This is a genomic window from Caulobacter sp. (assembly GCF_965279145.1).
GTDB lineage: Bacteria > Pseudomonadota > Alphaproteobacteria > Caulobacterales > Caulobacteraceae > Caulobacter.
This window is the reverse complement of the sequence record NZ_OZ257139.1, coordinates 288,841-301,537: the sequence shown is the minus strand read 5'-3', so window position 1 is coordinate 301,537 and position 12,697 is coordinate 288,841. Positions and strand designations below refer to the sequence as shown.

Below are 12,697 nucleotides of genomic sequence, written 5' to 3'. Positions count from 1 at the left end.
GGCAATATTTTGCGGGCCGATGTCGGCGATCGGCCCGCCTGAACGTTCTTGGCCTAGCGACCCGTCACGACGCGCGATATCGCCGCAAAGGGAAACGCCATGAAGACCATCCTGCCCGTCGTCGCCCTGCTGGCCCTGGCTGCTTGTTCGCCCAAGCCGGTCGCGGAAAAGGCCCCGCCGGCCGCCGCGCCCGTCGCCGCCAAGCCGCCGCCCGCCAAGATCCCGGGCGGCGCCTATACGCTAGACAAGTCCCACGCGACGCTGATCTTCCGCCTCAGCCACCTGGGCTTTTCCAACTATACGGCGGCTTTCGCCGACTTCGACGCCAAGCTGAACCTCGATCCGGCCAATCCCGGCGCGGCGACGCTGGAGGTGACGATCGATCCGCGGTCCCTGACCCTGCCGCATCCGCCGGCCGGCTTTGTCGAGGAGCTGACCGGCCCGCAGTGGCTGAACGCCGCCCAGTATCCGGCCATCACCTTCAAGTCGACCAAGGTGGAGGTGACCGGCGCCGACACCGCCAAGGTCACGGGCGACTTCACCCTGCACGGGGTCACCAAGCCGGTGGTGCTGGATGTGGTCTATAACGGCGGCTATGCGGGCCACCCGATGGATCCGCACGCCCGCATCGGCTTCTCGGCCAAGGGATCGTTCAAGCGCTCGGACTTCGGCATCGCCTATGGCGTTCCGGCCCCCGGCACGACCATGGGCGTCAGCGACGCGGTGGACGTGGTGATCGAGACCGAGTTCAGCGGTCCGCCGCTGGTCGCGGCGCCGGTGGCGGCGCAGTAAGGCAAAAGATCCTCCCCCTGTGGGGGAGGTGGCCCAGAGGGCCGGAGGGGGCTAGCTCGGCCTAAGTCCAGAAGGCCCCCTCAGTCGCTCCGCGACAGCTCCCCCAAAGGGGGAGCAACTTTCCGTCCCTACCGCCTGCCCGCCGTCAGATACCCTTCCAGCAGGGCCAGCGAATGGGCCAGGCGGGCCTTGCGCCATTCGGCGGTGGTCATGTCGGTGTCCAGGGTGGCCGACAGCGAATAGCCGTTGGCCAGGTGGAAGCGGCTCATCGCCGCGATGGTCACATACAACTGCACGGGGTCGAGGTCGGGGCGGAACAGGCCCTGGCGCTGGCCGCTCTCGATCAGGCGCTCGATGGTGCGACGCAGGGGGAAGGCGGTCTCGGTGACCACCCGCGACTGGGCCGCGAACTTGCCGTGGGCCAGGTTTTCGTTGCGCAGCAGACCCTCGAACTTGGGGTTCTTCTCGAAGTAGTTGAAGGTGAAGCGCTGCAGCTCCAGCAGGCCCTCCAGCGGCTTGTCGAAGTCGATCTTCAGCTCGGCCTCGCGGGCCCGCAGGTCCACATAGGCGGCCTCGAGAACGGCCATGTAGAGGCCCTTCTTGTCGCCGAAATAGTGGTAGAGCATGCGGATATTGCACTTGGCGGCGCGGACGATCTTCTCGATCCGGGCGCCGGCGAAACCCGCCTGCGAGAACTCCTTCAGCGCCGCGGCCAGGATGGCCTTGCGGGTGCGCTCGGCGTCGCGCTTGCGCGGCGCGGGCGCGTCTTCCAAGGGCGCGGGCGCGTCCAGGGTGAGGGCGTCGGTCACGGGATCTTGGCTCCCTGTTTGATCCAGGCGCCCAGTTGGGCGCGCTCCTCATCGGTCATGCCGGTCTCGTTGCCAAGGGGCATAGAGTCGGTGGCCACCGCGCGCTCATGGATTTTCGCCGCATAGGTCTGGATATGGGCAGGCGTGTCGAAGCTGGCGCCCAGCGGCGGGGCGGGGATGCCCGCATGGGTCGGCGCCGGGCTGTGGCACATCACGCAGTGCTTGCTGATGATGGCCTGGGCGGTGGTGAAGGGCACGGGCGACATTGTCGCGGCGTCGGTCCTGGGCTTGGCGCTGGCGATCACGCTGACCGCGAAGATCAGCATCGCGCCATAGAACAGGAAGTCGTGCCGGATCGTGCCGTGGTGCTTGAGAATGAAGAAATAGCGGATCGACACCCCGCCGGCGCTGATCATCGCCAGCAGCAGCCAGGCCAGCGGGTGGCCGGTGACCATGGCGTAGTGGTTGCTGATCATGATGAAGATGACCGGCAGGGTCATGTGGGTGTTGTGCACCGACCGCTGCTTGCCCATCGCCCCCAGGCGCGGATCCACCGGGCGGCCGGCCAGCATGTCGGCGACGATCCTGCGCTGGTTGGGGATGATGATCAGGAAGACGTTGCCGACCATGCAGGTGCCGATGATCGCGCCCACGTGGATGAAGGCGCCCCGGTCGCTGAACAGCTGGGTCAGGGCCCAGGTCGCCGCCGTCAGGGTCAGGAACCAGACGATCCCGAAGGCGCGGGGTCGCTGGCCCAGGGGCGAGCGGCACAGAGCCTCATAGACCAGCAGGCCGCCGAAGATGAAGGCCAGGCCCACCCCGATCGCCTGGGGCTGGGTGAAGGCGAACTTGGCGGTGTCGATCAGATAGAGCGGCGCCTGGACGTAATACAGCACCGTCAGCAGGGCGAAGCCCGACAGCCAGGTGGTGTAGGCCTCCCATTTGAACCAGTGCAGGTGGTCGGGCATGTGCGGCGGGGCGGTCATGTACTTCTGCGAGTGATAGAAGCCGCCGCCGTGCACGGCCCACAGCTCGCCCTTCACGCCGTCCTTCGGCGGGACGGGGTCGCGCAGATTGTTGTCCAGCCAGACGAAATAGAACGACGCGCCGATCCAGGCGACGCCGGTGATCACGTGCAGCCAGCGAAGGCAGAGGCCGGCCCAGGCGGCGAAATCATAGTCCATCTAGTCCATGCCCCCCGCCGTCATCGCCCGGCTTGTCCGGGCGACCCAAGCGGCTTTGGCCGGCTCGGCTTGGGTCCCCCGGACCGCTTCGCGACCGTGGGATGACGGGAATTTTGAGATCTTCATGAGCTCACCGCATCCAGGATGCGCAGCTTGCTGATCAAGCCGATCTGTTCGATCGCGGTGTTGATCTCGGTCGCCTCGTCGTTGGAAAGCCGCGCCTGCATGGCGGCCAGGATCGAGGTCTTGTCGTTCAGGCGCACGGCGATGATGAACGGAAAGCCGAAACGCTCGGCATGGGCGGCGTTCAGCTGATGGAAGCGCTCGAACTCTTCCGGGGTCAGCCTGTCGAGGCCGGCGCTGGCCTGTTCGGCGTTGCTCTCGGCGGTCAGGGCCTTGGCGATGGCGGCCTTGCCGGCCAGTTCGGGGTGGGCGCGGATCAGGGCCAGCTTGTCGGCGGTGGTCGAGGCGTCGAGCACCCGCATCATCGCGGCGTGCAGCCCCTCGACGGTGTCGAACGGCCGCTCGTCCCACGCGCGCTGCACCACCCAAGGGGAGAGCTCGAAGGCAAAGCCCAGGGCGGTGGTGAAGCCGGTCTGGTTCATGCTGTTGAGGAGTTTCAGCGAAAGGGGCGGTGCTGAGCTCATGCGGTCACCCTTTCCAATCCCGTCATCCCGCGCTTCATGCGCGGGACCCATTTGTCCGTCGCAAATGCGGGGATGATCACGCTCTCACGTGGAAGCTGAACCATGGGTCCCGCGCACAAGGCGCGGGATGACGGGGAAATAGTGGAAGCGATCATGTCGCGCTCTCCCCATACGGATGCGTCTCGATCCAGTGCCGGGCGATGTCGATGCGCCGGGCCACCCAGACCTTGTCGTGGGCCATGACGTGCTCGAGGAAGCGCCTGAGGCCCAGGATGCGGCCGGGCTTGCCGACCACCCGGCAGTGCAGGCCGACGCTCATCATCTTCGGCGCGGTCTCGCCCTCGGCATAGAGGGCGTCGAAGGCGTCGCGCAGATAGGTGAAGAAGTGCTCGCCGGTGTTGAAGCCCTGGGCGGCCGTAAAGCGCATGTCGTTGGCCTCCAGCGTGTAGGGCACGATCAGCTGCGGGCGGCCATGCTGGTCGTCGTAATAGGGCAGGTCGTCGGCATAGCTGTCGGCGTCGTAGAGAAAGCCGCCTTCCTGGGCGATCAGCCGCGCGGTGTTGGGGCTGGTGCGGCCCTGGTACCAGCCCAGCGGCCGCTCGCCCGTCAGGCGGGCCTGGATCTCGATGGCCTTCTGGATGTGCTCCAGCTCCTGGTCGGGCGTGAAGTGCTGGTAGTCGATCCAGCGATAGCCGTGGCTGGCGATCTCCCAGCCGGACTCCATCATCGCCTCGACGGCGTCGGGATGGCGCTCCATCGCTTGGGCGACGCCGAACACGGTCAGCGGCAGACCCAGCTCGTCGAACAGCCGGCGGATGCGCCAGAAGCCGGCGCGCGAGCCGTATTCGTAGAGGCTCTCCATCGACATGTTGCGCATGCCCTCGATGGGCTGGGCGCCGACCATTTCCGACAGGAAGAACTCGGAGGCGGGGTCGCCATGCAGGATCGAGCGTTCAGCGCCTTCCTCGTAGTTGAGGACGAACTGCACGGCGATGCGGGCGCCGTTGGGCCAGGCGGCGTGGGGCGGGGTGGCGCCGTAGCCGATGAGGTCGCGGGGGTAGGCGGTGGTCATCGGTAAGTCCTCCCCCTAGCGGGGGAGGCGGTCGCGACGCGACCGGAGGGGGAAGTCATCCCACGCCGGCCAACTTCCCCCTCCGTCGCCTTCGGCGACACCTCCCCCGCTAGGGGGAGGACCTTTGACGCCCCGCCGATCACGAAAACACCTTCGCCGCCGCATCGACCCCGGCCCCCGGCGTCGCCGTGAACCCTTCCCACCGCAGCACCGCCTCCAGCGCCGCCAGCGTGGTCAGCACCGCATGCTTGCGCGCATTGACCCCCATCGCCCCGATCCGCCAGATCTTGCCGGTCAGCGGCCCGAACGCCGTGCCGATCTCGATCTCGAATTCGGTGCGCATGCGGGCCCGCACCCGGTCGCCGTCGACGCCGTCGGGAATCCAGATGCCGGTGACGTTAGTCATCTTGTGGGCCGGGTCGCCATAGACGCTCAACCCCATCGCCTCGACCCCGGCGACCACGGCGGCGCCGGCCGCAGCGTGGCGGGCGAAACGGGCTTCCAGGCCTTCCTCCAGCGCCACGCGGGCGCATTCGCGGGCGGCGTACAACATGCTGGCCGCCTCGGTGTGGTGGTTCAGGCGCTTGTCGGACCAGTAGTCCATGATCATCGCCAGGTCGAAATAGTTGGAGGCGATGCGGCGGCCATTGCCGCTGACCGACCCCGCCGTGGCGATGCCGCGCTCGACATGCTTGCGGCCGGCGATGTGCTCGGCGGCGCGGTCGCTGATCGTGATCGGCGCCGAGCCGGACGGACCACCCAGGCACTTCTGCAGACCGGCGGTGACGATGTCGGCCTGCCATTGGTCGACCGGGCAGTTCATCCCGGCCAGGGTGGCGGTGGCGTCGACATACAGCAGGGCGTCGTGACGGCGGCAGATCTCGCCGATGGCCTCGATCGGCTGGGCCATGGTGGTGGAGGTGTCGCCGTGCACGCAGGCGACCAGGCGCGGCTTCACGCGCGCGACGGCGTCCTCGACGGCCTGCGGGTCGATGACCTTGCCCCACTCGCCCTCGACCAGGGTGACCTTGGCGTCGCAGCGCTCGGCGATCTCGGACAGCAGCAGGCCAAACCGGCCGGCATTGACCACAACCACGTCGTCGCCCGGGGCCAGCACCGACACCAGCGCCGCCTCGATCCCGGCCCGCGAGGTGCCGTCGATCAGGAAGGTCCAGCGGTTCTGCGTCTGAAAGACCTGGCGGTACAGCGCCATGGTCTCGTTCATGTAGCCGGTGAATTCCGGGTCGAACTGGCCCAGCAGTTGCACCGACATGGCCCGCAGCACGCGCGGATGCACGTTGATCGGGCCGGGGCCCATCAGCAGGCGGGGCGGGTGGTCGAGTTCGCCGAAGGTGCTCATGTCACGATCCATAAGTTTGTCATCCCGGACGACCCGAAGGGGCGATCCGGGACCCAGGGGCGGCGCGCGCGGCCCCTGGGTCCCGGCGCTCCGCGCTGGCGCGCTCCGGCCGGGATGACAAGGAAATTTGCGGGGAAAACTGGTCTGAGAGTTTGTCCACGAACCCCAGCATCGCCTGGGCCGCCAGGGCGCAATCGGCCTGCGTGACCGACTCGGCCGGGTTGTGGCTGATCCCGCCTTCGCAGCGGATGAATAGCATGGCGGTGGGGCAGAGGGCCGCCATCACCATGGCGTCGTGGCCCGCGCCCGAGGGCAGGCGGCGGGGCGGCGGGCCCAGGTCGGCGACGGCCGCTTCCAGCAGGGCGGTGAGGCCGGGATCGCAGGGACTCTCGTCCAGGGCCTGCATCAGGGTGACAGTCGCCGTGAGACCCCGCCGCGCGGCGATGGCGTGGATCTCGGCGGTGACGGCCTCGACCGCCCCGTCACGGGTCGCGTAGGTCTCGGCCCGGATGTCCATCGAGAACTCGACCGCGCCCGGGATGACGTTGAAGGCGCCGGGCAGGGCGGTCATGCGGCCGACCGTGCCGACCAGATTGTCGGTCCCGGCCCGGCAGATGCGCTCGAGTGCAAGCAGACACTCGGCGGCGGCGGGGCCGGGGTCCTTGCGCAGGTTCATCGGTGTCGTGCCGGCATGACCGGCCATGCCGGTGATCCGCACCATCAGCCGCTTCTGGGCGGCGATGGCGGTGACCACGCCGAGGGCGAGGCCTTCGGCTTCGAGCACCGGGCCCTGTTCTATGTGGGCTTCCAGAAAGGCGATGACATCGGACGGCGTACGGGCCGCGTCGGTGATCCTGGTCGGGTCGAGTCCGAAGGCCACGAACGCATCGGCCAAGGTTACGCCTTCCGCGTCGGTCAGGCCCAGCACGGCCGACGGATCCAGCGTGCCGGCGATGGCGCGGCTGCAGCTCATCGAGGCGGCGAAGCGCGAGCCTTCTTCATCGCCGAACGCGATGACCTCGACGGCGAAGGGCAGGCGGCGGCCGGTGTCGCGCAGGGCCTCGATCACGTCTATGCCCAGCATGATCCCCAGCGGGCCGTCATAGCGCCCGCCGTTGCGGACGCTGTCGATGTGCGAGCCGATCAGCAGGGCCGGCGCGTCCGGCGTCTGGCCCTCATAGCGGCCGACCAGGCTGCCGGCGGCGTCGCGACGGACGCTCATGCCGGCGGACGTCATCCACTGGGTCAGGGTTTGCAGCGCCGCGTCGTGGGCGGGGGTCAGGAAGCGCCGCGTCAGCTGGCCCTCGACCTCGCTATAGGGCGAAACGCCCAGCAGGCCGCAGCGGGCCTTGGCCCTGCCGCCGATGTCGAACTTCCCCGTCACCCCGTCCTGGCTCCGATCCACAGCTAGGCTTGCCGTGGCGTCCTTGGTAGCGCAGCTTTCGCCAAGCCGCGCGGTCCAAGGGCGGCGGTGATCTCGATCCCGCGCCGATGCCTCGACAGGCGCAAGACCTTGCGGTCGGCGCCTGCGAATAAGTCATAAACCACTTACTTAGTCGGAGCTATGCCTTCACGAACTTGCCGATCGCGCGGACCGAGCCGGTGGCCACGCCGGTGGGGGCGCCGCCGGGGGGCTCGTCGGTGACCGCCAGGGTGGCGGTATAGGTTCCGCCGCCGCGCAGGCCGGCGGGCAGGGCGATCTGGATCGGCGCGTCGGTCGGAATCACGCCCAGCGAGATGGCCTTCTGGCCTTCGGGGATGATCCACAGTTCCGGCTCGCGGCCGGCCGGCATCTTCATCTTCACCGGGGTGAGGATCAGCTTGTCGGTCGCGTGGTCCAGCGTGGCGATCAGGGCGGGCTGCTTGGAGGTCGGGTCGTTGATCACCGCCACCTCGGCCGGGGCCGGCGCGGCGGGCGCGATCGCCGGCGTCGGCGCCGAGCGCGGCGTCAGCACCAGGGCCGCGACGCTGGCGGCCGCCAGGGCCAGGGCCCCCACCGACACACCGCGCCAGACGCGGACATTGTTCCACAGCGGCGGCCTGGCGCGTTCGCCCACCAGGCTGGCGATGCGGGGCCACAGGCCGGCCGAGGGCTCGACCGCCCGGATGTCGGCGGCCAGCGGAGTCAGGTGGTTCTCCCACCACTGCACGGCGCGGGCGAAGGCCGGTTCGGCGGCGATCCGGCGGCGGGCTTCCGCCCGCTCATTGGCGTCGAGCACGCCCAGCACATATTCGCCGGCCAGGGGGCGGTCTTCGTCGGGAACGGGGGGCGAAGCGTCGGTCATGCTTCGAGACACGCGCGAAGGCTGATCAGGCTGCGCCGGATCCAGCTTTTGACGGTGCCCAGCGGCGCCCCGATCATCTGCGCCAGGGCGTCATAGGTGACGCCCTCGAAGAAGGCGGTGCGCACCGCGTTGGCGTACTTGGGATCCAGCTGGTCCAGGCAACCGTCCAGCCGGCGGCGGTCCTCGTCGGCCTCGACCAGGGTCGAGGCCAGGGGCGCGGAGTCGGGCAGGGCTTCGGCTTCTTCCACGCCCGCCATCACCCGGCCGCCGCGCGAGCGCAGCTTGTCGATCGAGCGGTTGCGGGCCATCGACACCAGCCAGGTGATCGGACTGGCCTTTTCCGGATCGAAGCGATCAGCTTTGTTCCAGACCGAGAGATACACATCCTGAAGCACGTCTTCCGCCTCCTCGCGGTCATTCAAGATACGGAGGCAGACGCCAAACAGTTTCGCGGATGTGTGACGATACACGTATTTCAGGGCGTCGGAATCGCGGTTGGCCACTCGGGCGATCGCGCGCGAAAGCAAGGCGCGACTGGTATCCGCATCCATGTTCAGTCAATTCCCGCGACACACTGTCACGCAACGGTGGCATGCCGGCTTGAGCGAGGCAATGGCCGGTTGTCGCGGGGAGGGTTCGGTTGGGAGTCGAAGATCCTCCCCCTGAAGGGGGAGGCGGCCGGAGGCCGGAGGGGGAAGGCCGCAATGAGTCAGCGAAACTTCCCCCTCCGTCGGCTTTCGCCGACACCTCCCCCCTCAGGGGGAGGATCTATCTGGCCGACGCCCCTCGTCAGCCCCGACCTACTTCACCGCCCGCATCGCCGCGAAGCCGGCTGAGGCCGCGACCGTGGTCAGGAACGTGCCCCAGGCCATGTCGGCCAGGGTGATGGTGGTCGACCAGGTCTTCAGGGTCGCCTGGTTGGTCAGGTCGTAGGTGGCGTAGGCGCAGAAGCCGAACACGACGGCGTTGAACAGCAGACGCTTCCAGCTGTCCTCGCGGACGGCCGGCAGGATGGCCAGCAGCATGATCGCGGTCAGATAGATCAGGTAGAAGGCCGCCGCCGGGACCATCGCCGGCTTGTCGGCCATCAGTTCGCCGATTCGGGGGCGATACAGGCGCGGGGCCATCAGGCTCAGCCAGACGAAATCCAGCACCAGCATGGCGCCGCCGGTGGCCAGGTAACCGAGGATATAGCGGATCATGCGGGGCTCGTGGTCTGGAGGACGGGGCGAAGGCGATAGTGGCTGACGCCCCATTCCTCGCCGCCACGATGGCCGAACAGGCCGGCCGTGGCCAGGAAGAACAGACGCCAGCGGCGGCGCCAGACGGCGGCGTCGGATCCATAAACGCGGTCCAGCACAGGATCGATCCTGGCGCGGTTGGCGTCGAAATTCTCCAGCCACTGCTGGGCGGTGCGGGCGTAGTGCGCGCCGCTCCAGCGCCAGTCCTGTTCGACCGTGAACAGGTCCGGGAACTGGGCCAGCAGGTCGTGGCTGGGCATGACGCCGCCGGTGAAGAAATACTGGGCGATCCAGTCGGCCGGGTCGTTGACGTCGAAGCGATAGGGCGTGTTGCGGTGCGTGAAGATGTGGATGAACAGCAGGCCGTCGGGCTTGAGCCAGCCGTTGACCCGGGTCAGCAGGGCGCGCCAGTTGGACATGTGTTCGAACATCTCCACCGACACCACGCGGTCGAACCGCTGGCCGGTCTGGAAGTCGTTCATGTCGGCGGTGACGATGGTCAGGTTGTTCAGGCCCAGCTCGGCGGCGCGCGCCTCGATATACTGGCGCTGCGAGGCCGAGTTCGAGACCGAGGTGATCTCGGAATTGGGGAAGCGCGCCGCCATCCACAGCGACAGCGAGCCCCAGCCGCAACCCAGCTCCAGCACCGTCTGGCCGTCCTTCAGGTCGGCATGGGCCTCGGTCTCGCGCAGGGCGGCCAGCTCGCCCTCGGCCAGGGTGGATGCGCCGGGCGGATAGAGGCCGCTGGAATATTTCAGATTGGGACCCAGCACGACCTCGAAGAACTCGGCGGGCAGTTCGTAGTGCTGGGCGTTGGCGGCTTCGGTGTGTTCGGCGATCGGGTGGGCGGCCATGTCGCGCGCGAAGTCGGCCGAGGCGCCTTCAGGCGCGCCGGCCAGCCGCCGGCGGGCGTCGCCGACCAGGAAGCGGATGGCGGCGCGAGAAACCACGTCGGGCAGGGGCGCGTCCTCGAAGGCGTGGATGGCGGCCTTGACCAGGCTCATGGCGGCTCCTGCTGACACGTCCGCCAGGCGGGCGGGCTCGACAGGGTCAGCTACGCGCGGGGCCGCCGGTTGGATGCGCTTTGGCGGAGGCGCGGCGCGTCCAAGGTCTCGCGCGTTACGTACCTTGGCCAGTCGCGTCGTCATGACGTGTTGAAGGGAAGCTCCATTTGCCCGCGTCGCATTCGACCCAACGCCTGAACATCGCCGTGATCGGCGCGGGAATCGCTGGCCTCTCGGCCGCCTGGCTGCTGTCCAAGCGCCATGACGTCACCCTGTATGAGGCCGATGATCGCCTGGGCGGACACGCCAACACCATCGATGTCGAGGGCGTGCCGGTCGACACCGGGTTCATCGTCTATAACGAGCCCAACTATCCCAATCTCGTGGCGCTGTTCCGGCATCTGGACGTGCCCACCGTCGACAGCGACATGTCGTTCGGCGTCTCGCTGGACGACGGCGCGCTGGAATACAGCAGCAACAACCTGCTGGCCCAGAAGCGCAATGTGGTGAACCCGCGCTTCCTGCGGATGCTGCTGGACGTCACCCGCTTCTACAAGGCCGGCGCGCGCGACGTTGTGGAGCTGGAAAAGGGCGGCCTGTGCCGGCTGGACGACTATCTGCGCCAGCAGGGTTTCGGCCAGGCCTTCGCCGAGGATCACCTGCTGCCCCAGGCCGCCGCCATCTGGTCGGCCTCGATGCGCGACATCCGCGAGTTTCCCGCCGCCGCCCTGCTGCGCTTCTTCGACAATCACGGCCTGATGCTGCCGATCGACAAGCGCCCGACCTGGCGCACCGTGGTCGGCGGCAGCCGCGCCTATGTCTCGCGTCTCGAGGCCGACTTCCAGGGCGAGATCCTGCTGAGCAGCCCAGTGCGGCGGATCACGCGGGGCCCCGACGGGGCGATGGTCGAGGACGCCACGGGTCGCGCCCGGCGGTTCGACCAGGTGGTCATCGGCGCCCATGCCGACCAGGCCCTGACCATGCTGGCCTCGCCCACGGCGGACGAAGTCCAACTGCTGGGCGCCTTCCGCTACAGCCGCAACCGCGCCGTCCTGCACCGCGACAAGGCCCTGATGCCCAAGCGGCCGGCCGCCTGGGCCAGCTGGAACCATGTGGGCCATCGCGGCGAAAGCGGCGAGGGCGGCGTGACCTACTGGATGAACAAGCTGCAGCCTTTGGACAGCGCCGATCCGTTCTTCCTGTCGCTGAACCCGCAGGCCTCGCCCGGCGCCGCGCACACCCTGCACGACCAGGTCTATGAGCACCCGCTGTTCGACGGTCCGGCCATGCTGGCCCAGCGCCGGCTGTGGTCGCTGCAGGGCCGCGACCGGGTGTGGTTCTGCGGGGCCTATTTCGGCTCGGGCTTCCACGAGGACGGCCTGCAGGCCGGCCTCGCCGTCGCCGAACAGCTGGGCGGCGTGCATCGTCCGTGGCTGACCCCGGATCCTTCGGGCCGGATCTTTGTCGAGACGCCCTCCGTCGAGGAGGCCGCGCTGGTGGCATGACCCGGGGCTCGGCGATCTATGCGGGCGAGGTCGTTCACGACCGGGCGCGGCCCAAGAGGCACCACCTGCGTTATCGCGTCTTCATGCTGCTGCTGGATCTCGACGAGCTGGAGGATCTGGACCGTGAGCTGAAGCGCTTCTCGCTGAACCGCTTCAATCTGCTGTCGTTCTTCGACCGCGACCATGTCGGCGCCGAAGGCCAGAGCGCGAAAGCGGCGGTGCTGGACAAGCTGGCGGGCCAAGGGATCGTGCTGGCCGATCCGAGGATCTCGCTGCTGTGCATGCCGCGCGTGCTGGGGCATGGCTTCAATCCGCTGAGCGTCTATTTCTGCCATGACGGCGGGGGAGCGCTTGCGGCGATCGTCTATGCGGTGCGCAACACCTTCGGCGGCCGCCACGACTACGTGCTGCCGGTGCGGCGCGAGCGCGGCGGCTGGGTGGACCAGGGCTGCGCCAAGACCTTCCACGTCTCGCCGTTCCTGCCGATGGACCTGCGCTATGCGTTCGAGATCGCGCCGCCGGGGCAGGGCGTCCATGTCGGGGTCGACACCTTCGACGAGCAGGGGCTGGTGCTGTCGGCGTCGTTCGACGGCGCGCGGCGCGAATTGACCGACGCGGCCCTGCTTCGGGCCCTGCTGGGCCATCCCTGGCAGGTGGTGGGCGTGCTGGCGGCGATCGTCTGGGAGGCGCTGAAGATCGTGCTGAAGGGCTTTCGCACCTACCCGGACCCCACCGTTCCGCCCCGCCAGGACCGCGCGCAAAGAAAAGGCGGCGCTGGATGAACCAGCGCCGCCGAAA

The 12,697-nt window shown here is 68.4% G+C and carries 12 protein-coding genes and 1 pseudogene; 3 read left to right on the top strand and 10 right to left on the bottom strand.

Features of this window, described 5'->3' with window-relative positions:
- Positions 1-99 precede the first annotated feature (99 nt).
- Positions 100-792, top strand: a complete 693-nt coding sequence (locus tag ACQY9P_RS01455) for a YceI family protein (RefSeq protein ID WP_421737021.1) — start codon at positions 100-102, stop codon at positions 790-792.
- A gap of 128 nt (positions 793-920) precedes the next feature.
- Here ACQY9P_RS01455 and ACQY9P_RS01450 read toward each other — a convergent pair whose 3' ends face one another.
- The 10 genes and pseudogenes from ACQY9P_RS01450 to ACQY9P_RS01405 all read right to left on the bottom strand — a co-directional run bounded on the left by ACQY9P_RS01450 (position 921) and on the right by ACQY9P_RS01405 (position 10,394).
- A complete protein-coding gene (locus ACQY9P_RS01450; RefSeq protein WP_421737022.1) occupies positions 921-1,601 on the bottom strand; it encodes a TetR family transcriptional regulator in 681 nt (226 codons plus the stop codon).
- Entirely contained in the window at positions 1,598-2,785 is a 1,188-nt protein-coding gene (locus tag ACQY9P_RS01445; RefSeq protein ID WP_421737023.1) for a urate hydroxylase PuuD, read from the bottom strand. The genes ACQY9P_RS01450 and ACQY9P_RS01445 overlap by 4 nt, the downstream gene beginning before the upstream one ends.
- A 122-nt stretch (positions 2,786-2,907) precedes the next feature.
- A complete protein-coding gene (uraD, locus tag ACQY9P_RS01440; protein ID WP_421737024.1) occupies positions 2,908-3,432 on the bottom strand; it encodes a 2-oxo-4-hydroxy-4-carboxy-5-ureidoimidazoline decarboxylase in 525 nt (174 codons plus the stop codon).
- A 151-nt stretch (positions 3,433-3,583) separates the two neighbouring features.
- Positions 3,584-4,504, bottom strand: a complete 921-nt coding sequence (puuE, locus tag ACQY9P_RS01435; protein ID WP_421737025.1) for an allantoinase PuuE — start codon at positions 4,502-4,504, stop codon at positions 3,584-3,586.
- A 139-nt stretch (positions 4,505-4,643) separates the two neighbouring features.
- Positions 4,644-5,864 (bottom strand): pyridoxal-phosphate-dependent aminotransferase family protein, encoded by a 1,221-nt coding sequence (locus ACQY9P_RS01430; RefSeq protein WP_421737026.1) that lies wholly within the window; start codon positions 5,862-5,864, stop codon positions 4,644-4,646.
- A gap of 145 nt (positions 5,865-6,009) precedes the next feature.
- Positions 6,010-7,248, bottom strand: a pseudogene (locus tag ACQY9P_RS01425) (allantoate amidohydrolase); the annotation flags it as partial.
- A gap of 178 nt (positions 7,249-7,426) precedes the next feature.
- The gene (locus ACQY9P_RS01420; protein ID WP_421737027.1) at positions 7,427-8,149 is read right to left on the bottom strand and encodes an anti-sigma factor; all 723 of its coding nucleotides are present in this window, start codon (positions 8,147-8,149) and stop codon (positions 7,427-7,429) included.
- Positions 8,146-8,700, bottom strand: a complete 555-nt coding sequence (locus ACQY9P_RS01415; protein WP_421737028.1) for a sigma-70 family RNA polymerase sigma factor — start codon at positions 8,698-8,700, stop codon at positions 8,146-8,148. The genes ACQY9P_RS01420 and ACQY9P_RS01415 overlap by 4 nt, the downstream gene beginning before the upstream one ends.
- A 249-nt stretch (positions 8,701-8,949) precedes the next feature.
- Positions 8,950-9,351 (bottom strand): DUF2177 family protein, encoded by a 402-nt coding sequence (locus ACQY9P_RS01410; protein ID WP_421737029.1) that lies wholly within the window; start codon positions 9,349-9,351, stop codon positions 8,950-8,952.
- Positions 9,348-10,394: an SAM-dependent methyltransferase gene (locus ACQY9P_RS01405; RefSeq protein ID WP_421737030.1), complete on the bottom strand. Its 1,047-nt coding sequence runs from the start codon at positions 10,392-10,394 to the stop codon at positions 9,348-9,350. The genes ACQY9P_RS01410 and ACQY9P_RS01405 overlap by 4 nt, the downstream gene beginning before the upstream one ends.
- A 167-nt stretch (positions 10,395-10,561) precedes the next feature.
- Between ACQY9P_RS01405 and ACQY9P_RS01400 the strand changes: the two genes are divergently transcribed.
- The gene (locus tag ACQY9P_RS01400) at positions 10,562-11,899 is read left to right on the top strand and encodes an NAD(P)/FAD-dependent oxidoreductase (RefSeq protein WP_421737031.1); all 1,338 of its coding nucleotides are present in this window, start codon (positions 10,562-10,564) and stop codon (positions 11,897-11,899) included.
- Positions 11,896-12,681, top strand: coding sequence for a DUF1365 domain-containing protein (locus ACQY9P_RS01395; RefSeq protein ID WP_421737032.1), 786 nt, complete (start codon positions 11,896-11,898; stop codon positions 12,679-12,681). Before ACQY9P_RS01400 ends, ACQY9P_RS01395 begins: the two co-directional genes overlap by 4 nt.
- The last annotated feature ends 16 nt before the right edge of the window (positions 12,682-12,697 follow it).

Bases quoted from the DNA above. Each gene is read 5' to 3' on its own strand.
- ACQY9P_RS01445 (WP_421737023.1), bottom strand. From the start codon at position 2,785: ATGGACTATGATTTCGCCGCCTGGGCCGGCCTCTGCCTTCGCTGGCTG.
- ACQY9P_RS01415 (WP_421737028.1), bottom strand. From the start codon at position 8,700: ATGGATGCGGATACCAGTCGCGCCTTGCTTTCGCGCGCGATCGCCCGA.
- ACQY9P_RS01455 (WP_421737021.1), top strand. From the start codon at position 100: ATGAAGACCATCCTGCCCGTCGTCGCCCTGCTGGCCCTGGCTGCTTGT.
- ACQY9P_RS01420 (WP_421737027.1), bottom strand. From the start codon at position 8,149: ATGACCGACGCTTCGCCCCCCGTTCCCGACGAAGACCGCCCCCTGGCC.
- ACQY9P_RS01395 (WP_421737032.1), top strand. From the start codon at position 11,896: ATGACCCGGGGCTCGGCGATCTATGCGGGCGAGGTCGTTCACGACCGG.
- uraD (WP_421737024.1), bottom strand. From the start codon at position 3,432: ATGAGCTCAGCACCGCCCCTTTCGCTGAAACTCCTCAACAGCATGAAC.
- puuE (WP_421737025.1), bottom strand. From the start codon at position 4,504: ATGACCACCGCCTACCCCCGCGACCTCATCGGCTACGGCGCCACCCCG.
- ACQY9P_RS01405 (WP_421737030.1), bottom strand. From the start codon at position 10,394: ATGAGCCTGGTCAAGGCCGCCATCCACGCCTTCGAGGACGCGCCCCTG.
- ACQY9P_RS01430 (WP_421737026.1), bottom strand. From the start codon at position 5,864: ATGAGCACCTTCGGCGAACTCGACCACCCGCCCCGCCTGCTGATGGGC.
- ACQY9P_RS01410 (WP_421737029.1), bottom strand. From the start codon at position 9,351: ATGATCCGCTATATCCTCGGTTACCTGGCCACCGGCGGCGCCATGCTG.